The organism is Amycolatopsis balhimycina FH 1894 (assembly GCF_000384295.1).
GTDB classification, from domain to species: Bacteria; Actinomycetota; Actinomycetes; order Mycobacteriales; family Pseudonocardiaceae; genus Amycolatopsis; species Amycolatopsis balhimycina.
Genome location: NZ_KB913037.1, coordinates 1,981,847 through 2,007,709 on the forward strand (window position 1 = coordinate 1,981,847; position 25,863 = coordinate 2,007,709).

At 71.7% G+C, this 25,863-nt stretch carries 14 protein-coding genes; 8 read left to right on the forward strand and 6 right to left on the reverse strand.

What is annotated here, in order from left to right; translation table 11 throughout:
* The first annotated feature begins 113 nt into the window (after positions 1-113).
* The 5 genes from A3CE_RS0108150 (at position 114) to A3CE_RS0108170 (ending at position 15,732) form a co-directional block, all read left to right on the forward strand.
* Positions 114-11,405: a hybrid non-ribosomal peptide synthetase/type I polyketide synthase gene (locus tag A3CE_RS0108150; protein WP_020639582.1), complete on the forward strand. Its 11,292-nt coding sequence runs from the start codon at positions 114-116 to the stop codon at positions 11,403-11,405.
* Between the two features lie 109 nt (positions 11,406-11,514).
* Positions 11,515-12,825 (forward strand): condensation domain-containing protein, encoded by a 1,311-nt coding sequence (locus A3CE_RS0108155; protein WP_020639583.1) that lies wholly within the window; start codon positions 11,515-11,517, stop codon positions 12,823-12,825.
* Entirely contained in the window at positions 12,822-13,952 is a 1,131-nt protein-coding gene (locus A3CE_RS0108160; protein WP_084641373.1) for a Gfo/Idh/MocA family protein, read from the forward strand. The genes A3CE_RS0108155 and A3CE_RS0108160 overlap by 4 nt, the downstream gene beginning before the upstream one ends.
* The gene (locus A3CE_RS0108165) at positions 13,946-14,938 is read left to right on the forward strand and encodes an alcohol dehydrogenase catalytic domain-containing protein (RefSeq protein ID WP_020639585.1); all 993 of its coding nucleotides are present in this window, start codon (positions 13,946-13,948) and stop codon (positions 14,936-14,938) included. Before A3CE_RS0108160 ends, A3CE_RS0108165 begins: the two co-directional genes overlap by 7 nt.
* Positions 14,939-15,108: 170 nt before the next feature.
* Complete coding sequence (locus A3CE_RS0108170) at positions 15,109-15,732, forward strand: helix-turn-helix transcriptional regulator (protein ID WP_026468279.1); 624 nt, start codon at positions 15,109-15,111, stop codon at positions 15,730-15,732.
* A gap of 6 nt (positions 15,733-15,738) precedes the next feature.
* Here the strand turns inward: A3CE_RS0108170 and A3CE_RS0108175 are convergent, their stop codons facing one another.
* Positions 15,739-16,386 carry a response regulator transcription factor gene (locus tag A3CE_RS0108175; RefSeq protein WP_084641378.1) on the reverse strand — a complete coding sequence of 216 codons (648 nt, stop codon included), beginning with the start codon at positions 16,384-16,386 and terminating at the stop codon, positions 15,739-15,741.
* Positions 16,387-16,650: 264 nt separating this feature from the next.
* Here A3CE_RS0108175 and A3CE_RS50445 point away from each other — a divergent pair, with 264 nt between their 5' ends.
* The gene (locus A3CE_RS50445) at positions 16,651-16,974 is read left to right on the forward strand and encodes a hypothetical protein (RefSeq protein WP_125591696.1); all 324 of its coding nucleotides are present in this window, start codon (positions 16,651-16,653) and stop codon (positions 16,972-16,974) included.
* Positions 16,975-16,988: 14 nt separating this feature from the next.
* Here the strand turns inward: A3CE_RS50445 and A3CE_RS0108185 are convergent, their stop codons facing one another.
* Both A3CE_RS0108185 and A3CE_RS0108190 read right to left on the reverse strand, forming a co-directional pair.
* Complete coding sequence (locus A3CE_RS0108185) at positions 16,989-19,244, reverse strand: ATP-binding protein (protein ID WP_020639589.1); 2,256 nt, start codon at positions 19,242-19,244, stop codon at positions 16,989-16,991.
* Positions 19,245-19,348: 104 nt separating this feature from the next.
* A complete protein-coding gene (locus A3CE_RS0108190) occupies positions 19,349-20,473 on the reverse strand; it encodes a quinone oxidoreductase family protein (protein WP_211231821.1) in 1,125 nt (374 codons plus the stop codon).
* On the opposite strand from A3CE_RS0108190, the gene A3CE_RS50450 reads away from it, so the two are divergent.
* Entirely contained in the window at positions 20,429-21,421 is a 993-nt protein-coding gene (locus tag A3CE_RS50450) for an Lrp/AsnC family transcriptional regulator (protein WP_063714197.1), read from the forward strand. The genes A3CE_RS0108190 and A3CE_RS50450 overlap by 45 nt on opposite strands.
* A gap of 142 nt (positions 21,422-21,563) precedes the next feature.
* Here the strand turns inward: A3CE_RS50450 and A3CE_RS0108200 are convergent, their stop codons facing one another.
* Entirely contained in the window at positions 21,564-23,582 is a 2,019-nt protein-coding gene (locus A3CE_RS0108200; protein WP_020639592.1) for a S53 family peptidase, read from the reverse strand.
* Between the two features lie 55 nt (positions 23,583-23,637).
* Positions 23,638-23,895, reverse strand: a complete 258-nt coding sequence (locus tag A3CE_RS0108205; protein WP_125591694.1) for a hypothetical protein — start codon at positions 23,893-23,895, stop codon at positions 23,638-23,640.
* Between the two features lie 386 nt (positions 23,896-24,281).
* Here A3CE_RS0108205 and A3CE_RS56270 point away from each other — a divergent pair, with 386 nt between their 5' ends.
* On the forward strand, positions 24,282-24,437 hold the full coding sequence (locus tag A3CE_RS56270) for a hypothetical protein (RefSeq protein ID WP_020639594.1): 156 nt from the start codon (positions 24,282-24,284) through the stop codon (positions 24,435-24,437).
* A 278-nt stretch (positions 24,438-24,715) separates the two neighbouring features.
* On the opposite strand, the gene A3CE_RS0108220 is transcribed toward A3CE_RS56270, so the two are convergent.
* Complete coding sequence (locus A3CE_RS0108220; RefSeq protein WP_020639596.1) at positions 24,716-25,639, reverse strand: alpha/beta hydrolase; 924 nt, start codon at positions 25,637-25,639, stop codon at positions 24,716-24,718.
* Positions 25,640-25,863: the final 224 nt, after the last annotated feature.

The following is a 25,863-nucleotide window of genomic DNA, read 5'->3' on the forward strand; positions in this document are numbered from 1 at the left end:
GGGTTTCCCCGCGGACCCGGGTCGGGGAGGCTCGGTCGAGTGCCTGCCACCTTCGACATGGTCGCTGCGCGGCAGAGAATTGCGATCAAAATGTCAAACGGACTGGAGCGCAGATGAGCACGGCTATCCGGCATCAGCCGATCGCGGTGGTCGGTATCGGCTGCCGATTCCCCGGCGGCGTCACCGGTCCTGACAGCTTCTGGGAACTACTGACCGGCGGGGTGGACGCGGTCGGGCCGATGCCACCGGGCCGGTGGGACGTCGAGCGGCTGTTCACCGCCGATCATCGGGTGCCGGGCCGGACCACTCTGCGCGAGGGCGGGTTCCTCGAGCGGGTGGACGCTTTCGACGCCGGCTTCTTCGGCTTCTCCCGCCGGATCGCCGATCAGCTCGACCCGCAGCAGCGGCTGCTGCTCGAGATCGCTCTGGAGACCTGCGAAGACGCCGGCGTCCCGATGGAGCAGCTCGCCGGCGGCCGCACCGGTGTGTTCGTCGGCGCGAGCAGCCAGGACTACGCCCAGATCCAGACCGCGCCGGGCGAGGGCGAGGCCATGGGCGCGCACGCCGCGACCGGCATGTCGACCAGCCTGCTCGCCAACCGGGTGTCCCACGCCTTCGACCTGCGTGGCCCCAGCATGGTGATCGACACGGCCTGTTCCTCCGCCCTGGTCGCAGTGCACGCGGCCTGCCAGAGCATCTGGACGGGCGAAGTCGACGCCGCGCTGACCGGCGGGGTCAACCTCATCCTCACGCCCGGCTTCGGGATTGCGTTGAGCCAGGCGGGCATGCTCGCCGCCGACGGCCGGTGCAAGGCGTTCTCGGCCGCGGCCGACGGCTTCGGCCGCGGCGAAGGCGGCGGACTGGTCCTGCTCCGGCCGCTCGCGGACGCCCTGCGCGACGAGGACCGCGTCTACGCCGTCATCCGCGGTACCGCGGTCAACCAGGATGGGCACACCCCCGGTATATCAGTGCCGAGCGGTTCTGCCCAGCAGGCCAACCTGCATGCGGCGCTGCGCGTGGCCGGAGCCGCACCCGGCGAAGTCGGATACGTCGAGGCGCACGGCACCGGTACTCCGGTCGGTGACCCGATCGAAGCCGCCGCGCTGGCCGGAGTGCTCGGCGCCGACCGGGCGGCGGACCGGCCGCTGCTGGTCGGCTCGGTCAAGACGAACATCGGTCACCTCGAAGCGGCGGCGGGGGTGGCCGGCCTCATCAAGGCGGTGCTCGCGGTCCGCCACCACCAGGTCCCGGCCAACCTGCACTTCGACGAGCCGAACCCCGAGATCGACTTCACCGGTCTCGGCCTGCGCGTGCCGACCGCCTTGACCCCGTGGCCGGCACACCTGCCGACCGCGGTGGCCAGCGTCAACTCGTTCGGCTTCGGTGGCACCAACGCCAACGTGGTCTTGGCCGAGGCGCCGCCGGTCGCCGGGCCGAGCCCCGCGGCGGCGGGGGCCGGGCCTGTGCTGCTCACGTTCAGCGCCCGCAGCGAGACGGCGTTGCGGCGGCTGGCAGCCGGGTACGCGGAGTGGCTGGCGGGCCTCGATGCGCCCGATGGCGGCCTGGAGCGCATCGCCGCTCTGCTGGCTCGCCGGCGCAGCCACCATGGCCATCGGCTGGCCTTCGTGGCCAACGACGCCGCTGAGGCCGTGGCCAAGCTTCGCGCTTACACCGACGGCGAAAGCGGGCCCGGCGTCTTCGCCGGAGCCCCCAGCGGGCACCCGGCGGGCAAGCTCGCCTTTCTCTTCAACGGACAGGGGCCGCAGTGGTGGGCGATGGCCCGTTCCCTGCTGGAGACCGAGGGGGTGTTCCGGTCGACCGCGTTGCGCTGCGACGAGCTGGCCCGCCCGCACCTGGGCTGGTCGATCTTCGACGCGCTCGCGGCCGACGAGGCGGACAGCCGGGTCAACGAGACCTTCTGCCTCCAGCCGGCCATCTTCGTGGTCCAGGTCGCGCTGGCCGAGCTGTGGCGCTCGTGGGGCGTCAGCCCGGACGGAGTGCTCGGCCACAGCGTCGGCGAGTACGCCGCCGCCCACCTGAGCGGCGCTCTCGACCTCGAGTCGGCCGTGCGCCTCGTCTGCAAGCGGGCCCGCGTGCACTCCCGGGCCGACGGCACCGGCGGGATGATGTTCGTCGCGCTCGGGGCCGACGCGGCCGGCAAGGTGTGCGCCGAAGCGGCGGGCGCGGTGTGCCTGGCCGCCGAAAACAGCCCACGCGGCTCGACGCTGTCCGGCCCGCACGAGGAACTCGACCGGGTCGCCGCCCTCCTGGAGCAGCGGGGCGTCTTCGCTCGCAAGCTTCGGGTCGCCTGTCCCTGCCACAGCCCGCAGATGGACCCGCTCCGCGACGAACTGGTTCGTGAACTCGCCGGTGTCGACAGCGCGCCGGCCACGATCCCGATGTACTCCAGCGTGCTCGCTCGCCGGATCGAGGACGGTGAACTCGACACGGACTACTGGTGGCGCAACTTCCGGCAGCCCGTGCTCTTCGAGGGCGCGCTGCGGGCGATGCTCGACGACGGCTACGACGCGTTCGTCGAGCTCAGCCCACACCCGGTGCTGCTCGGCTCGGTCCGCGAAATCCTCGACGACACCGGCCGCCCGGCCGTGACCGTGGCCTCGCTCTCCCGCGGCGGTGACGACCGGGCCGGAATGCTCGAGTCGCTGGGGGCGCTCTACGCGGCCGGCCGGAAGATCGACTGGGCGCGCCGCTACCCCGGCCCGGTCCCGGCGGCCCCGCTGCCCGGACCGGTCTGGCAGCACGAGACGCACTGGAACGAGACATCGGCCGCCAAGGCCAGGCGCACCGGCGGGCAGCCGCACCCGATGCTCAAGCGGGTCGACGCGGCCAGGCCGACCTGGGAGATCCGCTGGGACGACCACCGGCTCGCCTGGGTACGCCAGCACGAGCTGTTCGGCACGGTCATCGTGCCCGGCGCCGCCTACGTCGAGGCGGCGCTGGCCGCCGTCCGCGAGCAACTGGGCGGCCCGGCCGCACTCGAGTTCGTCGACTTCGAGCGGTCGTGCGCGCTCGAGCCGGACGACGTGCAGATCGGCCGGATCGAGCTGAACCCCGAGGACGGCACGTTCGAGCTGCACCACCGCTCCTTCGCGGGGGAAGTGTGGGCGCGCACGGCGCGGGGCCGGTACCACCCCGAGCCGGGGTGCGGCCGCGATGTCGACCTCGCGGCCGTCCGGCGACGCTGCCCCACCCGGCACTCCCACGACGACGTCTACGAAGCGTTCACCGCGCGGGGCTACGTCTACGGCCCGGCGTTCCGCGGTATGGCCGAGCTGCACACCGGCGACGGCGAGACCCTGGTCCGGCTCGCCGTCCCGGCCGAGCTCGCGGGCACGCTCGAGCAGTACGTGCTGCACCCGGCGTTGCTCGACGTCTGCATCCAGGCCGCGGTACTGGACGGCGCCGCGCGGCGGCCGGACGGGCTGATCCCCGTCAACTACGTGCCGTCCGGCGTGGATGCCGTTCGCGTACACCGGAACGGCAGGCCGCCGGCCTATGCCCACCTCCGGGTGCACACCCGTGACTCGCTCGCCCTGCACGCGGACATCGCCGTGCTGGACGCCGAAGGTGCCGTGCTCGCCGAGCTGGTCGGCATGCGCGGCGCCCCGGTTCCCCGGCCGCAAAGCCCGGAGGGGGCGGTCTCGGACCACTTCTACCGGATGCGGTGGCGCTCCTCGGTCCGCCCGGCGGCCGGCGCGGTCACTCTCGGCGCCCAGGAGGCGGTAGCGGATTTGAGCCTGCTCGATCCGGCGCTGGCCGGCGACAGCCCGCAGTACCGGGCGGACTTGAGCGACCTCTGCGCCGCGTATCTGGCCGACTGTTTCGCGCGTTTCGGCGCCGGACTCACCGCCGGGCGCACGATCAGCGTCGACGGCCTCGCCGGGCTGCTCCCGCTCTACCGGCCGGCCTTCGACGGCTTTCTGCGGTTCCTGACCGGCGCGGGGATCCTGGCCGCCCACGACGACGGCTCGTTCCGGGTGCTGCGCGACGTCGACGGCGACCACCGCGCCCGCTGGGCCCGGATGCTGACCGCCTATCCGGACGCGCTGGGCGAACTGCGCCTGCTTCGCAAGACCGCGGCCCACCTGTACGCCGTGCTGACCGGCACGACCGACCCGCTGGATCTGCTGTTCCCGGACGGCGACCACGGCGAGGCCGAGCGCTTCTTCCAGACCGCCAAGGCCGTCCGGTTCCACAACGACGTCGTCCGGCAGGTCCTCGAGCGCGTTGCCGCCACCGCCGCGCGAGGGCGCACGTTGCGCGTCCTCGAAGTCGGCGCGGGCACCGGTGGCCTGACCGCGGCCGTCCTTCCCGTCCTGCCGGCGGACCGCACCGAGTACGTTTTCACGGACGTCTCGGCCGCGTTCACCGAACGGGCCAGGGAACGCTTCCGCGACTTCCCCTTCGTGGAATACCGGGTGCTGGACCTGGACCGCGACCCGGCCGGGCAGGGCGTCGACCTGCACTCGTTCGACGTCGTCCTCGCGTCCGACGTCGTGCACGCCACCCCCGAGCTGCGCCGCACGCTGACTTCGTTGCGTGACCTGCTCGCCCCGGGGGGCCTGCTGGTGCTGGCCGAGGTGCTGCCGGGCCGGATCTGGGCGGACCTGACGTTCGGCCTCACCAAGGGCTGGTGGTCCTTCACCGACCGGGACGTGCGCACCACCGGCCCGCTGCTGGCCGCCGATCGGTGGGTCGGGTTGCTCCGCGAGGGCGGGTTCTCCGACGTCGCCGCGGTCGAGGACGAAACCGGCAACGACACCGCCCCGCACACCGTGCTGTTCGCCACCGGCCCGGAGATCACCGCGTCCGCCGCGCCACCGGCGCCTGCGGCCGCCGATTGGGTGATCCTCGGCGACGACCCGGCGCTCGCCGCCGGCCTGGCCGCCCGGGTCCGCGAGTACGGTGGCCGCGCCCTGATCGTCCCGCCCAGCGATCCGGTGCACTTCGGCGACCTCCGGCCGGACCGGATCGTGCAGCTGTGGAACACGGGCGCCGAAGACGCCGCCGACCCCGCTACGGCGATCCAGGATCGCTGCGTCGAGCTCGCCGACGCGGTCCGGGTGTTCCGCGACTTCCCGGTCGAGCAGAGCCCCCGGCTCGTGCTGGTGTCCAAGGGCGCGCACAGCCTGCACGGCGAGGCGGTGCGGCTCGGCGGCACCTCGGCGTGGGGCATCGGCCTGGCGGCCCGGCTCGAGCTGCCGCACACCCGCTGCCTGATGGTCGACCTGGACGCGGCCGCCGTCGACGATCTCGACCAGCTCTGGGCCCAGCTGTGCCGCGACGACGACGAATACGAGATCGCGCTGCGCGGGGGCGAACGCTACGTACGCCGCATCGTTGCGCATCCGGCCACGGCGGTGCTCGGCAGCGTGGACGCCCGTGCGTTGCCCGAGGAGCACGCGTACGCACTGGTCACCGACCACCCGGGGCAGCTGGACGAGCTGCGGTGGGCGGCCGAGCCGCGGCGGGCACCCGACGTGGGCGAGGTGGAGATCGAGGTCGGCGCGGTCGGTCTCAACTTCCGTGACGTGCTGGTCGCGCTCGGCCGGATGCCCTCCACAGCCAGCGGCCGGGGGCTGCGGATGGGCGCCGAGTGCGCCGGCCGCGTCACCCGGATCGGCCCGGACGTCACCGGGCTCGAGGTCGGCGACGAGGTGGTCGCGGTCGACTCGACGATGAGCACGCTCGCCTCGCACGTCACGGTGAACGCGACCTGTGTCGCTCCCAAGCCGGCCAACCTGTCCGCGGCCGAGGCGGCCACCGTGCCGCTGGTCTTCCTCACCGCCGCGATCGGACTGGGCCGCCTCGCCGCACTGCGCTCCGGCGAGCGGGTGCTCATCCACTCCGGTGCGGGCGGGGTCGGGCTGGCCGCGATCCAGCTCGCCCACGAGCTCGGAGCCGAGGTGCTGGCCACCGCCGGCACTCCCGAGAAGCGGGAACTGCTGCGCTCGCTCGGCGTCGCGCACGTCTTCGACTCCCGCTCGCTCGCGTTCGCCGACGAAGTGCGGGCGGTCACCGGCGGGGCCGGGGTGGACGTCGTGCTCAGCGCGGTCGGCACCGAGGCCACCGCACGCAGCATCGCCTGCCTCGCCCCGTACGGCCGGTTCGTCGAAATCGGGCAACGCGATCTGCGCGCGGACCGGCGGCTGGGTTTGCGGCCGTTCACGCGCAACCTGTCCTACTCGAGCTTCGACCTCCAGCAGATGATCGCCCAGCGGCCGGCTCTGGTGGCCGGGGAACTCCGGGCGCTGCTGGCCAGGTTCGCGTCCGGGGCGCTGCGCCCGCTGCCCCACCGTGTCTACCACCCGTCCCAGACCAGGGCCGCGTTCCGGCACCTCGCGGCGGGCGAGCACATCGGCAAGCTGGTGCTGGCGATGAGCGAGCGCGACGTGCCGGTGACCCCGCTTCCCGCGGCGGGCCCGGAGCGGTTCGACGGCACCTGGCTGGTCACCGGCGGGCTCGCCGGCATCGGCCTCGACCTCGCCGCCCGGCTCGCCGGGGCGGGGGTCCGGCAGCTGGTGCTGGTCAGCCGCTCCGGAGTGACCGGGCCGGAGACCGCCGAAGCACTCGACCGGCTGCGGGCGGACGGCGTGCAGGTGCTGGCCGAAGCGGTCGACGTGACCTCGGCGTCCCAGGTGGACGCGCTCGTGGCCCGGATCGACCGGGAGCTGCCGCCGCTGCGCGGCGTCCTGCACTGCGCGATGGTCATCGACGACGACCCGTTCACCGAACTCGACGAGCGCCGGTTCCGCGAAGTGCTCGAACCCAAGGTGCGCGGCACCTGGAACCTCGACCGGGCCACCGCCGGGCACGACCTGGACGCGTTCGTGCTGTTCTCCTCCACCACCTCGCTGCTCGGCAACGCGGGCCAGGCCAACTACGCGGCGGCAAACGCTTTCCTCGACCAGTTCGCCGACTACCGCGCGGCGCTCGGCCGGCCGGTGCTGACCGTCAACTGGGGCGCGATCCACGGGGCCGGCTACCTGACCCGCAACGAACACGCGGCCCGCGCGCTGGCCGCCTCTGGGGTCGGCCACCTCGGCACCGAGGACGTGTTCGAAGCACTGCGGCTGCTCTGGCGGGGATCCGCACCCCGGGTCGGTGTCACGAGGGTCGACTTCGCCCGGATCATCCGGCACTTCGGCATCGACGCCGATCACGAACCCCGGTACGCCGAGGTGCTGACCGGTGGCGCGCCGGGCGGACCGGCCGATGCGGACGGGCGCTCGATCGTGCAGCGGCTGCGGACGCTGGACGGTGAGGCCCGCGTCGAGCTGCTCCGGACGCGGATCAAGGCCCGGTGCGCCGCCCTGCTCGGCGTGCCCGACCAGGAGTTCCCGCCGGACGCGCCCCTCACCACGATGCACATGGACTCGTTGCTGGCGGTCGAAGTCAGCTCCTGGATCGAGCGGGAGCTGGGCGTCACCGTCACCACGATGACGATGATGCGCGGGCCGAGCGTGGCCGACCTGACCACCCTCGTGCTGGACGGCCTGGACCTCGGGCCGGTGCCCGAGGGCGGTACCGAGCCGGCGCCGCGGACGCCGCCGGCGCCGCCTCGGCCCGAACCGGTACCGCAACCGGCGGCACCGCGGAACGAGGACGAATCGATCCCGCTCACCGAACTGCAGGAGGCGTACCTGGTCGGCCGGTTCGACGGGCTGGGGCTGGGCGGGGTGTCCAGTCACGCCTACGGCGAGTACTCCATGCCCGAGCTCGACCCGGACAGGGCGATCGCGGCCTGGGACGAGATCGTGCGGCGGCACGCGGCGCTGCGGATGGTCGCCACCCTGGACGGCCGGCAGCGGGAGACCACGCCCACCGAGGCCTGGCAGGTGCAGGTGGACGACCTGCGTGCCGATCCCGGGGCGGCGGACAAGGTCGCGGCCACCCGTGCCCGGATGTCGTGCCAGGTACTGGACGCCTACCGGGGGCCGTTGTTCGAGTTGCGGCTCACCCTGCTCCCCGGGGAAGTGCGCATCCACGTCAGCTTCGACCTGCTCATGCTGGACGCGCAGAGCATCTTCGTGGTGATCCACGAGTGGGGCGTGCGGTACCGGGGCCTTCCCCTGCCGCCGGCCGGGCCCGCCGGGGCGTTCCGGGCCTTCGCGCGCGATCGGCGCCGTCGGCTCGAGGAAATCGGCAGCGGCGCGGACCAGGAGCTGCTGACCCGCTTGGCCGGCGAACTGCCCCCACCGCCGGCACTGCCGCTGGCGACCGACCCCGACACCGTGCGGCGGCCCGAGTTCACGCGGCGCAGCGCCGTGCTCGACCAGTCCGACTGGAAGCGGCTGCGCGACGCCGCGGCGGCGCGCGGGATCACGGTGTCGTCGCTGTTCGGCGCGGCGTTCACCAGTGTGCTCGGCCGGTTCAGCGGGCACACCCCGTTCACCCTCGGGGTCCCCGCCTTCGACGGGCCACAGCTGGGCCTGTCCGCCCCGGCCATCGGTGAGTTCACCAGCGTGCTGCTGGTCGCGGCCCGGCCGGGCCCGGGCTCGTTCGAGGACTACCTCCGGGAGTTCCAGAGCTCGATGCTGGTCGCGCTCGAACACCGTGAGCTGGGAAGTGTGACCGTGCGCCGGGAACGGTCGAAGTCGCAGGACCGGGCGAAGAAGCCCGAGTCGGTGGCTCCCGTGGTGTTCACCAGCATGCTGGACAAGGACATCGGCAAGATGGACTGGCTGGGCCGCCGCCTGTACGGGCTGTCCCAGACCCCGCAGGTGTGGCTCGACCACCAGGCCATGCGCTGGGGCGACGACGCGGTGCTGACCTGGGACTCGGTCGACGTGCTGTTCCCGCCTGGGCTGCTGGACGAGATGTTCGACGCGTACCTTTCGCTGCTGCGCGGCCTGGCCCGCCACCGCGACTGGACCGCCGGCCCGGCGACGCTGAGCCGGCCCGAGCCGCGAACGGCACCCGTCCGCGTCGCCGAGTCGCCCCGGCTGCACGACCCGGTGCTGGCCCGGGCCGCCGCGAGCCCGGACGCGATCGCGATCCGCACCGACGAGCGCTCGGTGTCCTACCAGGACGTCGTGGGTGCGGCCGGAAAGGTGGCCGCGGCACTGAAGGGGGCCGGTCTGCTCCCCGGCGACCTCGTCGCGGTCGGGGTGCCCCCCGGCTGGGAACAGGCCCCTGCGGTGCTGGGTGTGGTGCAGGCAGGCGGAGCCTACGTCCCGGTCGATCCCGCCGTACCGACCGGGCGGCTCGAGCTGCTGCTGCGGGACAGCACCGCCCGGTTCGCGCTCACCACCCGGGCCGCCGCGGGGAACTGGCCCGCCGGCACCCGGCTGCTCGTGCTCGAAGACGTGTGGAACGACCGGCCCGCCGACCTCGACGACCCGGGCACCACGAGCGGCGACCTGGCGTACCTGATCTACACCTCGGGTTCGACCGGGCGGCCCAAGGGCGTCGCGATCGAACACGGCGCCGCGCTCAACACGATCACCGACGTCAACGAGCGGTTCACCGTCGGGCCCGCCGACCGGTTGCTCGCGCTCACGCCGCTCACCTTCGACCTGTCGGTGTACGACATCTTCGGCACCCTGTCGGCCGGCGCGAGCCTGGTCGTGCCGGCGGCGGAACACCGCTCCGACCCGAAGCACTGGGCGGACCTCATGGTCCGGCACGGGGTGACGATGTGGAACTCGGTGCCTGCCCTGCTGCGGCTGCTCGCCGAGACCACGGGCGACGACCTGGACTGGGCCGCCCGGCTCAGCCTGATCATGGTGAGCGGCGACTGGATCCCGGTGGACCTGGCCCGGCGGCTCCGTGAACGGCTCCCGCACACCCGACTGATCAGCCTGGGCGGGGCGACCGAGGCCTCGATCTGGTCGGTGCTCTACGAGGTCGGCGCCGTCGACCCGGCGTGGCGCAGCATTCCGTACGGCACGGCGATGCGGGCCCAGGGCGCTTCGGTCCTGGACGAGCGGCTCGAACCGGTGCCGGCCGGCACCCCCGGCCCGTTGTTCCTCTCCGGTGCCGGGCTGGCCCGGGGCTACTGGGGTGACGACGAGCGGACCCGGCGCAGCTTCCCGGTGCGGCCCGCCACGGGGGAACGGCTCTACCGCACCGGCGACCTCGCCCGGGTCGGCCCGGACGGGGTACTCGAACTACTGGGCCGGGAGGACGACCAGATGAAGATCCAGGGACACCGGATCGAACCCGGTGAGATCGAAAGTGCGCTGGCGCGCCTCGACGGGGTGCGGGACGCGGTGGTCGGCGCCGAAGGCGCCCGCGACCAGGACCGGCGGCTCGTCGCCGCGGTCCGGTCCCACCCCGGCTCGGTGCTCGATCCGGCCCGGGTGCGCGCGGAGCTGGCCCGCAAACTACCCCGTTACCTGGTGCCGGACCTGATCCGGATGGTCGACGACTACCCGCTCACCGCGAACGGCAAGGTCGACCGGGGTGCCCTGTTCGGCGGCGAAGCGCCAGAACCCGTGACTGACGAAGAAGACGTCGCCGCCAGGGTGACTTCGGTGCTGACCGAGATCCTCGCCGGGTCCGGGTCGGCCGGCACCGACCTCTCCGAGATCGACTTCGGCACGGCCGGGCTGACTTCGATGGACCTGATCCGCATCGCGAACGGCCTGTCGTCGGAGTTCGGCCACCACCCCAGTCTCGAGCTGCTGTACGAGATCCGCTCGGCCGACGAACTGGTGCGTTTCTACACCGGCGGCACTCCGGCGGCTCCCCCGGCCGCTGCCCCGGGCGCGGAGCCCGGGCCGCCGCCGGTGCTGCTCGACGTGGACGCCCGGGAGGAGGTCAAGGAACAGGCCCGGCACCGGCATCCCGGATCGCCGGCCGGCATCGGCCTTCCGGCCGGTGCCGAACCGGACCGTCGCCGGCGCAGCGTCCGCAAGTTCAGCGGCTCCAAGGTGCGGCTGGAGGCGTTCGGCGGCCTGCTCACCCAGCTGCGGCAGTGGACCGAGGACGGCACCGCCCGCCGCGCTTGGGGATCGGCCTCGGGCGTCTACCCCGTCGACGTCTACGTCCAGGTGCACAGCGCCGGCGTGAGCGCGCTCGCCGAGGGCTTTTACCGCTACGACGCCGAAGGGCACCAGCTGGTACCGGTCAGTGACGACCCGCTGGTGCTGGCGGGGCACCACCGCACCAGCGACAACCGGGAGGCGTACGAGACCGCGGGGTTCTCCCTGTTCCTGGTCGCCGACACCGCCGCCTTCGAACGGCTCTACGGCGACCGGGCCGAGCCGTTCTGCCTGCTCGAGGCGGGCGCGATGGCCCAGTTGCTGACCACCACGGCGCCGGGCCTGGGTATCGACACCTGTCAGATCGGCCTGGTCGACTTCCGTGACGCCAAAGCCGCGCTCGGTCTCGGCGAGAGCGAGAAACTGCTCTGCACGATCCTGGGCGGCGCCCGGTGACCACCGCGCTTGCGCCGGGAGCCCGGTGGCCCGGACCCGCCGGGAGCCCCGGCGACGTCGCCGGCACCGGACGCCGGTTTTCCGGCACGCCGCCCCTCGGCGGTGCGGTGTGACGGCCCCGACGGCACCGCCGGACTTGCTGGACGTCACCGTCCCACAGCGCTCGCTGTGGGCAGCGAGCAAGCAGCTCGCGGCCGAGCGGCAGGCCAACACCGTGGGCCAGTACGTCGAAATCCACGGCCCGGTGGACGCGCGGGCCCTGGAGACCGCCGCCCAGTGCGTGATCGCGCAGACCGAGGCACTGCGGGCCCGGTTCGTCGAGCGGGACGGCGTCCTCAAGCAGGAGATCCTGCCTGCGGTGCGGTGGCGGCTGCCGATGGTGGACCTGTCCGGCTCCGCCGACCCCGCCACCGCCGCGGACGAATGGGCCGCGGCGGAGCACCGCGTACCCGTCTCGCCCGGCGACTCCCCGCTGTTCTCCACCGCGCTGCTCCGGCTGGGGCCCGACCACTTCCGCTGGTACCTGCGGTTCCTCCCGATGGTGATGGACGCCTTCAGCGCGGGCCTGCTCCTGCACCGGGTGGCCGAGGTGTACGCGGCCATCCGCGCGGGAACCGAGCCCGGGCCCAGCCCGTTCCGTTCGCTCCGGGCTCTGCACGCGGAACTGGACGAGTACTGGAAGTCCGCCAGGTACGACGACGACCGGGAGTACTGGCGCCGCCGTCTTGCCGGCGTGCCGGCACCGGTGCGCCTGGGGGCCGCCGGCCCCGACGCCCGGGCGTTGGGCGGTGCCGGCCTGGAACCACCGGCCGCACACCATATCCAGGCCACCGCGCAGGCCGCCGGTACGGCTTGGCCAGACCTCGTCCTGGCGGTGGTCGCGGCCCAGATCGCGCTCGAGCGGGACGTCCCGGTCGTGACTTTGACCGTACCGGTGTCCAACCGGTTGACCGCGCTGTCCCGCAGCGTCCCGACGTACCTGGCCAACCGGTACTTGCTGACCGTGGCGGTGTCCCCCACCATGACTTTCCACGAGCTGCTGCGCCGGACGGCCGAGCACAACCGGGCGGACGTCACGCACCAGCGCCTGCCGTGTGAACAGGTGCTGGCCGACCTCGGTGACCGGGGCGAGTCCTTCGGCCGGGGTGATCCGAGCGTGAACATCACCCCGTTCCACGCCGAGCTCGCCCTGCCCGGCTGCGCCACCACGATGCACCAGCACCGGCGCATGGGCGCCACCGGCTTCGATCTCTTCGCGTCCGGCAGCCCGGACGCCTCCGGGCTGCGGATCAGTCTCGTGATGCGGGTGGCCCCCGGCGACCGTGACCTCGTGCCGGCGCAGGAGGAACGCCTGCTGCGGCTGCTGAACCGGGTCATCGACAACCCGCACCGACCCCTGCGCGAAGCGGTGACACCGTGACCGGGCGCCGGCGACGCGGCCCGAACGCGGCCAGCCGCGCGAAGGGCCGGGGCGGCGGCCCGGTGCGGGTCGGACTCGTGGGCGCGGGACAGCAGGGAAGGACCCTCGGCCACGCCCTCATGGAGGTGGCCGGCGCCCAGCTCGTCGCGGTCGTGGATCCGCAGATCGGCTCGGCGCAGCTCGTCGCCGCGGAGTGCCACCTGCCGAGCTCCGCGGCCCGCACGAGGATCGGCGACTGCCATCGGTCCGATGCCGACGTGTGGATCATCGCCACGCCTCCGAACGCGCACCTGACGAACTTCGCCGAACTCCTGCGGCTGCCGGCCCGGCCGAGAGCCGTGCTCTGCGAGAAACCGGCGGCCTGGTCTCTTGGGGACGTCACGCAGCTGGTCAGCCTGGCGAAGAACTCCGGAGTGCACCTGCAGTTCGGTCTGCACCTCCTGTCGGCCATCCCGCCCGCTGTCCTGTCCTGGCTGGCTGCCGGGGGCCTGGGCCGGCTGGTGGACGTAGCCGGGACGTGGCTCCGGGTGGACGGTGATCCGGACTGGGGACATTTCCGCACCGGCCACTGCCCGGGCGCCACCTTCGATCTGGGCCCGCACCTGCTCGGGGTGATGTTGCCCGTTCTCGGGCGTCGATCACCCATCTGCGCCGTCACTTCGAAGATGGTTTCAGCCCTGGCGACACCGCTTCTCGAAGGTGGGCCCATCCGTCGCGACTCCTCGGCGGAAATAGCGATGTTCCGGTCCCGGCCCGGCGGTCTCGAAGGGGCGGGCACCCTGTCCGTCGCGTGGTCCGGCCGGGGAACCGGAGCCGAACTGACGATCCTGCTGCGGGGCACCGAGGCCACCTTCGCCATGCACCTGGACGAGGGGTGCGGCGACGCTGTGGTCCGCGTGCGGGTCGACGCGCGGTCAGCGCGGGCCACGGGGGTGGCGGGGACATGGGAGACACCGGCGCGGGAGTGCTACATCCGGCAGCTGATCACCCTTGTCGAGGCCGCCGACGCCGGCGTGGCGGCCTACGTGCCCCCCGGTGCGCGTGCGCAGGACGCGGTGGCGAGCACCCGGCTGATCACCGCCGCCTACCAGTCGGCGGACAAGGACGGAGAACTGATCTCGTGGTGAACCCCCCAGGCGAAGACGAGCTTGCGAAATCGGTCATCCTGACCGGACCGCGGCAGTTCGAGATCGTCCGGGAACGTGTCGGGCCGCCGGACCGCACCTCCGTCCTCCTGCGCGTGACGCGGACCGGCATTTGCTCGGGTGACCTCGACCGGTGGCGACTCGGAGCACCGCCGGTCCCGGTCCGCCTCGGGCACGAAGTCGAAGGGGTGGTCTGCGCACTGGGCGAGGACGCGCCCCGGGATCTCCTGGGGCGCCGGGTGACGGCCTGGGTCCCCGGTGGCGGCTACGCGCAATACGTGTCCGCGGAGTCGGAGCACGTCGTTCCCTTGGTGCCCGGGGTCGACGGCGTCCTGGTCGAGCCGTTGGCGTGCTGTCTGAACGCCTGGTCCTGCCTGCCCGCGGCCGGTGGGGAGACCGCCGTGGTGGTCGGGGCCGGGTTCATGGGGGAACTCATGACCAGGCTCCTGGACATGAGCTGGTTCACCCAGGTCGTTCAGGTCGGGCGCGGACCGTCGGAGCGCCGGCACCCGGCCGGCGCTCGAACCGGGACCGGGACCGTGGGCGAAGAGAGCGCCCGGGAGGTGGTCGGGCAGGCAACCGGGGGCCGGGGAGCGGACGTCGTGGTGGAACTGACCGGAACCCAGTCGGGTCTCGATCTCGCCGGCAGCCTCGTGCGGCGAGAGGGGACGCTCGTCATCGGCGGCTATCACCAGGACGGCCGGAGGAGTGTGGACCTCGGCGGGTGGAACTACGAGGCGATCCGCATCGTGAACGGGCACTTCCGCGACCCGAAGCGCGTGCTCGCCGCCATGCGCTGGGCCGCGAAGCTGCTCGCGCATTCTTCCGTGGGGCACGGCGATCTGTTCACCCACTGCCTCTCACTGGACGACATGAACGCGGGTTTCGAAAAACTCGGCGGACTGCGCGGAAACTACCGCAAAGGCGTTCTGGCCGTGCGGGACGAACCTGCGGATCCCCTGCCGTAACGGGAATTCCGGTGCCACCGGGTTCGCCGGCGCGATCCCGATCCGGGCGCTGTTGCCGAGACGAGGTGCGCATCACGGCCGGAAATTTCCCGATACGATGGGAAAGTGGTGGGGAGCCGGTGGGTCGGCTCCGGCCGGATCTCGTGCTGCCGCGACGCTTGGAGGAGCTGGTGGACGACGTTCGCGTGACCGTCTGTGCTCAGGATCCGATCACCCGGGCGGGCCTGGTGAACTGCCTGCAGGCGCGGTCCGGGGTGGTCGTGAACGACGGGCTGGACGGGGAACGGACCACGGTCGTCGTCGCGGCGTTCGACGATTTCACCCCGGAAGCCGTCGTCGAACTGCGGACCGTGACCGCCGGCTCCGCCAAGCCGGTCATCCTGCTGGTGGACGCGGCCGAAACGCCGGTTTCGCTGGCCGGGGCGGGATTTCGCGTGGTCGCGATCCTGCCGAGGGCAGCGGCGTCCGACGACCGGCTGGTGTCCCGGATCCACGCCGTCGCGGAGGGGACTTCGGATACCCAGGCGGACCTGGCCGGTCAACTGCTCGTGCAGACGGACCGGCTCCAGCGAGAGTTGCTCGGTCCGCCCGCGGCACGTGCGAGTGTGCTCGACCAGCGGGAGATCGACGTGCTCCGGATGATGGCGGACGGGCTCGCCACCCACGAGATCGCGCGCCGGCTGAACTATTCCGATCGCACCGTGAAGAACATCGTCTACACGGTCACCAGCCGGCTGCGCCTCCGCAACCGTTCCCACACAGTGGCCTACGCGATTCGAGCCGGGATCATCTGACCTCGCTCAGATGATCCCGTTGCGGATTCCGTGAGCGACCGCGTGCACGCGGTTGCGCAGCCCGAGCCGGGTGAGCATCGAGTGCAGGACGTTCTTCACCGTGCGTTCGGAGAACGCCAGCATCAGGGCGATTTCCGCGGTGTCCAGTCCGTCCGCGAGGAGCCGCAGCACGTCGGTCTCCCGGCGCGTGAGACCACTCAACGTGAGGTCCCGCGGAGCGAGCACGTTCTTGTGCAGCTGGGACAACGAGCGCAGCAGGCGTTCGAGGTGGGCGGGCGGAAGGCGTGCGTGGCCGCGATGGGCCTCACTGATCGCCCGCAGCAACCGGGCAGGGGTCGCCTCGGCCAGCGGCAACAGGATCGTGAGCCCGTTTTCGATCGCGGCCCACAGGTCGTCCTGCCGGACGTCGTCGGCGATCAGCACAAGCCGCCGGGACGAGGTCAGCACGTCTCGCAGGCCGGATCTCGCGGCGGCGACGACGACGTCGGCTCGGCCGGCGTCATCGAGCACTTCGATGCCCGGCCGGTTCCGGAGCTCGCTGAGAAGCCCGGTGCGCAGGAGCGGATCGGGAGCCAGCACGGTCACGCCGATCAGGGCACGCCGTACCTCCGGCGCATGGGTGCGCCCGGTCGTCGGGGCAGCTTGGGCGGACATGAGATCAACAAAGCGGTTCGGGGTGGCGATCGCAAGACCGGACGGGGGGCAGGTTTCCCGCGCGGGAAACCTGCCGGTAGCGGCACGGTGCGTTGTTCGTGCTTCCCGGATGCCCCTGCCGGCGGGACGTTGCCACTCGTCCGGCGGTCATCCCGGGCACGATTCACCGCCCGAACGGCGAACTGTGCCAGGACGGTCGCCGTGCCGCGGGGCAGCGGCCCATGCTGGCGACCGACATCGGAAGAAAGCCCGGAGGTGAACGAGATGCCGGCCGAGGAACTGCTCAGGGCGCTGGAACTCGAGGGAACCGCGGCCGGCGCCATGCTGGCACCCGGCGGCTGCGACGAGCGCGTCCCCGGGATCGCCGCCGAGCTGGATCGGTGCGTGGATCGGCTCGTGGCCGGGGTGGCCGAGCAGCCGACGCCGTACACGCAGACCATGTACGTCGATCTGCTGATGGGGTTGACCCTGACCGCCGAGTCCCTGCGCGCCCGGCACTCCGGTGACGGCGCGTCCGCCGTCCGCCACGCGGCGAAGGCGTCCGAGTGCCTCACGCGAGTCAGCATGCAAGACATGCGCATCGGGTGACGGCGCCGCTCGGTTCATCGGCCCGGCGAAGACGGTATGCGCTCCAGTTCGGCCAAAACTTCTTCACGACGCAGAGACACGTTCTGCTCCGTCAGCGCGTCCAGGGCGAGGTTCAGGCATTCGCGGGCTTTCGGGTACTCGCCGGCCTCACGCCACGCCGTGCCTTCGTGAAAAGCGATGGTGGCGGCCAGGTGAGCGCGATCCCCCGCGGTGTAGGACGTATACGCCGTCCGGGCCTCCCGGTAGCTTTCCGCGGCTCGTCGCCACTGCTTCAGCTCCTTCAACGTGTGGGCGATTTCTTCCACGACGAACCCGATCATCCACCGGCGGGATTCGGGCGAGGCTCCATCGCGGTGTCTCTCCGCGTCCTCGATCAGCTGCTGAAGCACCGCAAGCGCCTCGTCACAGCAGCCCGTCGCCCGCAGCACCCGGCCCAGCCGGTAGCGCAGAGGGGCCTGCATGGACCACCATCCGAACTCCTCGGCCAGCCGGGTGGACTCCAGCGCCTGCTCCCGCGCCTCCTCGAACCGCCCCAGCCGCATCAGCGTCGTGCCCAGGTAAGCATGTGCCCACGCCTGCTCCTGCCGGTCGTCCACCTCCTGCGCCACCGCGAGCGCCTCCTGGTGCGTGCGCAGAACCGGTTCGTCGTCCCCCCGGTCTCGCCGGGCCCAGCCGAGGAAGTTCAGCAAGGTGGCCAGGTCGCGCCGGCTCCCGAGCGTCCGCGCGGCGGCAACGCCGAGACCGAAGATGCGGTCCCAAGGGTGCCGCATGAACCGGGTGTCGGAGTACCAGTGCATCGCCTTGGCCAGCTCGAGCACATCGTGCTCCCGGCCCAGCCGCATCGCCAGCTCCTGCGCGGCCTGCCAGTTCCCGGCCTCCAGATCCAGCCATCCGGCCGCCTCGTCCTTCGAAGCGAACTGGTGGTTCTCCCGGGCGTCGGGAAAGAACTCCCGGCCGGCGGCGATCGCCGTGCCGAGGAGATGGTCGAGCACGGCGCCGGTCAGCCGCTCGCGCGCGGCCACCTGCTCGTCGGCCTCCAGGCGCTCCGCGGCGTAGATCCGGATCAGGTCGTGGAACTGGAAGCGACCCGTGGTCTGCGTGGCCTGGACGAGGTTGGCCTCGGCGAGCTCTTCGAGGTGCAGGCGCACCTGTGGCTCGGTCGCCGCCGAGACGACCTCGGCCAGCTCGATCCCGAAGTCCGGTCCGGGCACGGCCGCCAACCGGCGGAACAGGACCCGCGCCGCGGCCGACAGCCGGCGGTAGGAAATCTCGAAGGCGGAGCGGACCTGCAGGTCACCCGAGGACAAGGAGCTCAACCTGAGCCGCGCGTCGCGCAACTCGTTGACGAGGTAGGCGAACGACCAGTGCGGGCGGTTCGCCAGCCGGTTGGCCGCGATCCGGACCGCCAGCGGCAGGTGTCCGCACAGCCGGACCAGCTCGGCCGCCACCTCGGGCTCGGCTTCGACCCGAGCGGAGCCGACGGTCACCGAAAGCAGTTCGACGGCCGCCGCCCGGCTGAGCGGGTCCAGCCACAGCCGCCGGACGTGCTCCAGCCCGCCGAGCGCCCGACGGCAGGTGATCAAGGTCAGGCAACCGCGGCCGGTCGCCAGCAGCGGGCGAACGTGCGCTTCGTCGGTGGCGTTGTCCAATACCACCAGTACGCGGCGGCTGTCCAGCAGGACGCGGAGCAGGCTTGCCTGCTCCGGCTCCGAAGCGGGGATCTGGGCCGGCGTCACGCCGAGCGCACGGAGCAGCCGATCGAGTGCGCCGCGTACGGCAAGCGGCTGGTCATCCATGCCGCGCATGTCGACGAAAAAGCAACCGTCCGGGAATCGGTGACTCAGTTCGTAGGCCGCGGCGACGGCCAGCGACGTCTTTCCCACGCCCGGAGGTCCGATGACGGCGACGACGCCGCCGGCGGTCGCTTCCGCGCGCAACCGGGCGAGATCACGCACCCGCCCGACAAGGGACTGCACTCGCGGCGGAAGCGCACACAGTGCCGCCGCGGAGAGGTTCGGAACGCGACGCCGGCCTTCCTTCGCGGCCGCCAGGAAAAGCTCACGCTGCGTACCCGCCAGCGTCAAGGCAGCGGCGAGCACCTCGGCCGAGCGTTGCTTGGCTCCCTGGGCGCGGCCGCGCTCCAGGTCCCGCAGCGCGCGGATGCTCACCCCGGCGAGCCGGGCCAGCGCCGCCTGGCTGAGGCCGGCCGCCCGGCGATGGCTCAGCAGAAGCTTGCCGAACGCCGACGACTGCTCGTTCACCTCGTCCATGACCGTCCCCCTCGCCCGTCACGCTCCGTCGCCCCGGCAGAATCCCGGCACCGGGGAACCTGCCCCCCCTCCGCGCCTTGCTTCTTCGTACCGCAGGGTGCACGTCAGGCGGGAGCCTCGACCGTGAACACGGTGCGCGGTGTGACGCTCGCCGCCGGCCACAGCTCACCGATACGCGACAGCGGGTGCGTCTGCACGTCGAGAAAGAACTCGGTCGTGGCGGCGGCCTGCATCAGCTTGCCGATGATCCGCATGATGTCGCCGACCGCAACATTTCCGATCCCGCTGCCCAGGATGCGCAGATCCGTCGCTTTCAGCACCGACCCGGGCAGCGCCAGTTCCGCGCCCGCAGCGGAGCCGATTTGCACGAACCGCAGCGGCGAGCGTGATTTCCGGGCGTTCGTGGCAGCGAGCAGGCTCTGCGCGGGCGGTCCCCACAGGTAGTCGAGCACGACATCGACTCCGCGCTCGAACTCCTCCCGCAGGGCAGCCGTCAGGCGTCCCGGGTCGTCGGTCAGCGGGATGATCGCGTCGGCGCCCTGAGCGATCAGTGAATCGAGAACAGCCCGGTCGCGTCCCGTGGCGATCACGCGTTCCGCGCCCAGATGGCGCGCCACCTGCAGCGCGACGCGGCCGGCAGTACCGGTGGCGCCGTTCACCAGCACAGTCTCGCCCGGTACCAGCTCCGCACGCGTTTCCAGCGCGACCCACGAGGACATGCCGGGGTCGGCAAGCGCGGCCAGCGTCACGTCGTCGACGGTGTCGGGCACGGGTATGCACTGCGCCGAAGCGACCACGGTCCGCTCCGCCATCCCGCCGAACGGTGCACGCGGGAACAGGAAGTAGACACGACACCCGTCGTCCATCCGCCCGATCCCGTCGATGCCCACGACGAACGGCGGCCGCGGCGCAACGCTGAAGTGCCGCCCGGTGGCACGTACCTTCGTGAAGTTCGTGAGCGCGGACGCCGTCACCGCCACCCGGACTTCGCCCTCGCGCAGCACCGGCTCCTCGAACTCGCCGTAGACGGGATCCTGCCCCACCTCGCGGACCACAGCTGCCTTCATCGGACGATCTCCTTCATACGTTCTCCGACCACCCGGCCAGCGTGGCTCACGCACTCGTTCGACTTCCACTGTTTCTCCGTGTTGTAGCTTTTTCCACCGACCTAATAGAGTGATGGTGTGGTTTCCCACGGTCTTGATGATCTCGACCGCCAGATCATCCATGGGTTGTACATTGACGGCCGCACTACGTTCAGCCGGCTCGCACAGGTGGTCGGCCGGTCGGAACAGACCGTCGCCCGTCGCTATCGGCTGCTGCGCGAGCGCGGCGTGGTCCGGGTCGTCGGCCAGCCCGCAGGTGATCGCGTCGGCCGGTCGGACTGGATGATCCGGCTCCGGGTCCCGCACACCGCACCTGCGGTCGCGGCGGCGCTGGCCCGGCGACCCGACACAGCCTGGGTGTCACTGGCGACGATGGGTGCCGAGGTAGTGTGCGCTTTCCGCGATTGCGGAGCGACGCCACAGAATCAGACCTTCCTGGGAGATCTGCCGTCCCACTGGGGTGTCACCGCCACCCACGCCTACCGGGTACTGCATGTCTTCTTCGACGGTGCCAGGCCACCGACGACCGTCGCCACCGCTTTGTCACCTCGACAGATCGGGCAGCTGCGTCACCGAGCCACGGTGCCGGCCGGCGACACCGCTTTGCGCGAGCTGGACTGGCCCCTGGTCGAGGCATTGGCCGACGACGGGCGGGCGACGTACCGGCAACTGGCCGAGCGGACACACTGGCACGAGTCGACCGTGCGGGACCGCATCGGCGAACTCCTCGACGCCGGACTGCTTGGCTTCGACCTCGACATCGACACGGCAGTACTGGGCATCGCGACCAGGGCGATGCTCTGGTTGTCGATCTCACCGGATCGACTCGACACCGTGGGACGCGCTCTCGCCGACCACGCCGAAGTATCGTTCGCCGCAGCGAGCACGGGCGCGGCCAACCTGATCGCCTCGATCAGCTGCCCCGACGACGCCGCCCTGTACGCCTACCTCACCGGCAAGGTGGCCGCGCTCCAAGGCGTGATCGACGTCGAGACCGTCCCCATCGTTGCCGCGGTCAAGCGCCACGTCAGCGTTGACGACGCGTGGGTAGCGGTGCTGAGCCGCCGCTGACACCGCGGCAGGCGGTGTCGCACATGATCACCGGGCGAGAAGAATGCGAGATCGCGTCGTCCGTCCGGTGGACTCATCAGCCTTGCCCTGATGACAAGGACTACAGCCACGCGTCTGGCCGTCCGGGCTCGGCCCGGCATCCTCACTGACCGACCCCGCCATCGATAAGCGACCCCGAGACTGTTCCGACCCGTCCGCACGACTCGACGCACTGGGATACGGAGATGCCGTAGCGCCACGGCCTTGGCCGGAAGGAGTCGATCAGTTCCCGGGTTGGGGAGCCGAGCCCGGTTGCCGTGGTGTAGCCGGGTGCGAACTCGAGGTTGGCGTTCGCGTACTGCCCGGGAGTCACCAGGGTCACGGCGCCGCGGCGGCTGACGGCGAAGGCGATGGTGTTCGGGGTGCCCGCCGGGTTGTCGTGGATGCCGTGGAACATGTGGTGGCGGGCGTAGAGAGCCGGGTTGGCGAAACCGAGCGGACCGTGGACCTGCACGAGAAGGGCTTCGATGCCGGCGAACAACGGGGACGCCAGGCTGGTGCCGCCGCCGTTGTCCTCGGTGTAGCCCAGGGTGCCGCTCAGGTCGTACCCGGTCGTCCCGATGAGCAGGCCGAGGTCCGGGTCGGCGAGGGCGGAGACGTCCGGGACGGTGCGCATCGGCGGGGTGCCGGCGAAGGTCGCGGGTACGACGTCGTGTTGGTAGAAGGGCTGCCCGAACACGGTGCTGGTGCCGCCACCGGTCGCACCTCCCTGGTAGCCGGGTGGTTCGTATTCCCAGCGGGTGCCGTCCGCCGCCAGGTCCGTGCTGTCGGTCGCCCAGACGACTTCCCCCTGGTACCTGTTCCGCGGGCCGATGGCCAGGGTGGTGCCGCCCACCCCGGTGACCCAGGGGCTGGACGCCGGATACTCGACGGACCTCGCCCCGTCGACGAGGCCACCGCCCGAGTCGCCGCTGGCGAAGGTGACCGTGATGCCTTCGACGGCCGCCTCCTGGAACAAGCGCTCGTACGCGGCGATCGCGTCGGGCGCCCAGCCGGGGGTGCGGCCGACTGTGATCGAGCCTGAAACGACATCTGCCAGGCGCTGCTCCACGATGGTCCCGATCCCGTCCAGCACCCGGTCTCCCCACGTGGCCGCGGAACCGACCACGTAGGCGATGTTCGCTTCCGGGGCCATCGCGTGCGCGGCCTGGATGTCCATACCGAACTCGCCGCTGGCTTCGCTCGTACCGGCACCGGGCGCGACATACGCGGCGAACTGACCTGGCGCGAAGGGAGGCTCGCCGTGTTCCGCGGCGAAGCGGTTCGCGTCGGCGAGGGCGTTGACCGCGTAGGTGGAGCCGACGATACCGATGGTCACGCCCTTGCCGGTGAGCCCGGTGCCGGTGATCCCGTAGGCGTCGCGTACCTGCTTCGGCGTATAGCCACACGGGGCCCACTGGACGGGATGCCCGTAGGCAGGCGGGAGTGTGGTGGCGGGAGTGTCACCGAAGTAGGCGGGGCAAGGGCTGGACGGCGTATCGGCTCGGCCGGCGACTTTCTCCGGTGCCTGTGCCCCCGGCTCCGGCGGAGGATCGTCGGCGGGGGGCTTGGTGGGTTTGTCGCCGGCGGTGAGCCCGGTGACGGCGAGTACGTCGGCTGCCACCGCGGCGGGCACGGTGATCGGATCCACCGCCGCGCGGAATTGTCGTTCCCCGGAGGTGTAGTTCGCGAACCGCGTGCCGAAGGCGGAGGCCGCCTGGGCCACCGTTCCGTGCACGACGACGCCCCGGGAGCCGGCCAAGTCGATCGACAGCCCGGTGCCGCGCAGCCAGGTGGTGACCGCGTCGATCCGTTGCTGTGTGGGACCGAAGCGGCCACGGGTCTGAGCGGGTGTCAGGAAATGGCCGTAGCGGGGGTCGGCCGGGTCGGATATCGCGCGCGCGTAGCCCGCCAAGCCGTTGGCGTCGCCTTTGAGGAACACCCGGGCGGTGAGCTGCGTGGCTGGATCGGTCGGTCCGATTCGAATGCCCTCACGAACCATTTGGTCGGCCACGGTGTCGGTCGGATGTTCCACGGGCAACCGATCCGGCTGGTCCGCTCGAGCGGCGCTCGCCCCAGGAAGGCTGACGACCGTGGTGATGAGGCACCCCAGCATCGCATAGAGGTGGTGTTTCTTCCGCATTTCTCTCCTTGGCGACGAAGGTTTGCACGCCCGCACGGTCAAAGCCGGGTTTCGGTCAGAACTTGCCCGCCGCGATGTCGGCGACCTTCACCCGTGACGACTCGTAGGCCGCTGCGGGCGAAGGCTTCTCGCCTGGGGCGGTCTTGCTGTTCTCGGAGCGGATCGGCAGACCGGTCCGCGCATTGATCGTCAGCACATATTCGGAGTGCCCGGCGAACAGTGCTGATCCGGCCGTCAGGTTCAGCACGGGCTGTCCGTCGACGGTCGCCTTCGTGACACTGACCTCCGGAATGGCGGACGTCAGGCGCAGCACGCCCGCCCGGACCTCGGGATTGGCCGCACCCACAACGCGCGGCCGCGATCACCGAGGAATCGGAGGAGCTGGAGAGGTTGTCGCCACCGGCAACCGCCCTGGTAAGAGCACTCGGCGCCTCCGCGAAGAAGATCTCGCCCTTGTCGGTGTACAGGTTGTACGTGACGTAGGGTTTTCCGTCGGTCGCGGTCGTGCTCCTGATGACCAGCGAGGCCCCAATCGCCGGGCCGGGTAAGCACCGGGCGCGACCTCGTGGCGGCAGATCACCTCCATCAAGGCGTTCCCGTCGCCGTTCAGCGAGTTGCTGATGAGTTCCGCGTCTGACGCCATGCAGCTCCTCGGTCCGCCTTGCCCTTCCACCCCCTGCTTGCCAACCGGCCTCGAAAGTGTTCAGCAGGTCGTTCCGGCCGACCACCGTGGCGGGAGCCGCACAGGCCGGTGATGCCGCCCTGGCGGCCCGGTACCGCAATCCCGGCATGGTGCTCGGCGCCGCGGTGGCCGCGGTCCTGCATCCGGGTTCGGCGTGGTGGTGGCTGCGCTGACCGCTGCAACGGCGCTGCCACCATCACGCCGAACCGGCCGGCCACGGTGGCGCTGACCCGCGTCACATTCGACCGCGTCGCGGCCGCCGAAGCCGCGATCCGCGAGACGGCCGTCGGAACCCTTTACGGCGAGCGCTGAACCCTTCCAGCGCGCGAGCGGCCAAGCCGAGCGCGAAGGGTCGCGACAAACCCGAGTCCAGTACGCAGACCGACGATCACCTGCGCGGCCCAGGTCGACGCGCCAACGCTCAGCTCAAGACCTGGCGCGCTGCCATCACCTAGACTCGCTCCGCCGGCGCCGGCGCGGCCTCGACCCCCAAGTGCGCCTTGACGAACGCGGCCGCCGCGTCGAGAGCGACATCGGCCTCGTCGACCATCGCGGCGAAACCCTGGAAGACGTGCGGCAGGCCGGGCCACACCTGCAACTGGACCTCGATGTCGTGCTCGGCGGCGCGGGCGGCCAGCCGCACGGCGTCGTCGAGCAGGATCTCGTAGGACCCGACCTGTACGAGCAGCGGCGCCACCCCGGTCAGGTCGGCGAAAACGGGACTGGCCAGCGGCGTCGCCGGGTCAGTGTCGCCGAGGTAGTCCAAGGCACGTCGACCGAGGCCGTCCGCGGTCAGCGCGGGGTCCACAGCGGCCTTGCCCGCCGCGGAGCCGCCGGACACGGTCAAATCAGCCCACGGCGAGAAGACCGTGGCCGACGACGGCTGAGGCAGACCGGCGGCCTTGATCGCGACGAGTGTCGCGGCGACCAGACCACCGCCGGCGGACTCGCCCACGAACGCGATCGCGGCGCTGGGCGTGCCCTGGTCGAGCAGCGCCCGGTAGGCGGCCACCGCGTCGTTGAGGGCGGCCGGGTACGGACTCTCCGGCGCGAGCCGGTAATCCACCGAGATGACGCGCGCACCGGCGCGGCGGCCCACATCAGCGGCCAGCCCCGCGCCGTCGGCGGCGGAACCGAGGGCGTAGGCGCCGCCATGGAAGTAAAGGATCACTGTCGACGGGTCGATGTGGGGCGTCTCCACGGTGAGGACCGGGACGCCGCCGAGCTCGCCGGGGTTCGTCGAGACGTCCTCGGGTAGCGGCACTGACGCGATCATGTCGTGGAAGATCACGCGCTGCTCGCCGATATCGCCACCGATGTCAAGCGGGGCGTGCCGCAGGATGTCCAGCAGAGCCTGGCGTTGGTCATGCGTCATGGTGATGTCCTTTGTGGTTGCGGGGCAAGGGAACCGGACTTGTGGTCAGGGTGGCCACGGTCGTGGCGGGTGTCGCGGTTGCGGATCACGCGGTGGTCGTCAGGACGATCTTGCCCCAGATCCGGCCGGCTGCGCTCAGCTGGTGCACCATGGCGATTTCCGCGAGCGGGCTGTCGCGAGCACTGTGGCACAGGTCTGCTTGGCCGGTCTGCGAGCACGTGCCC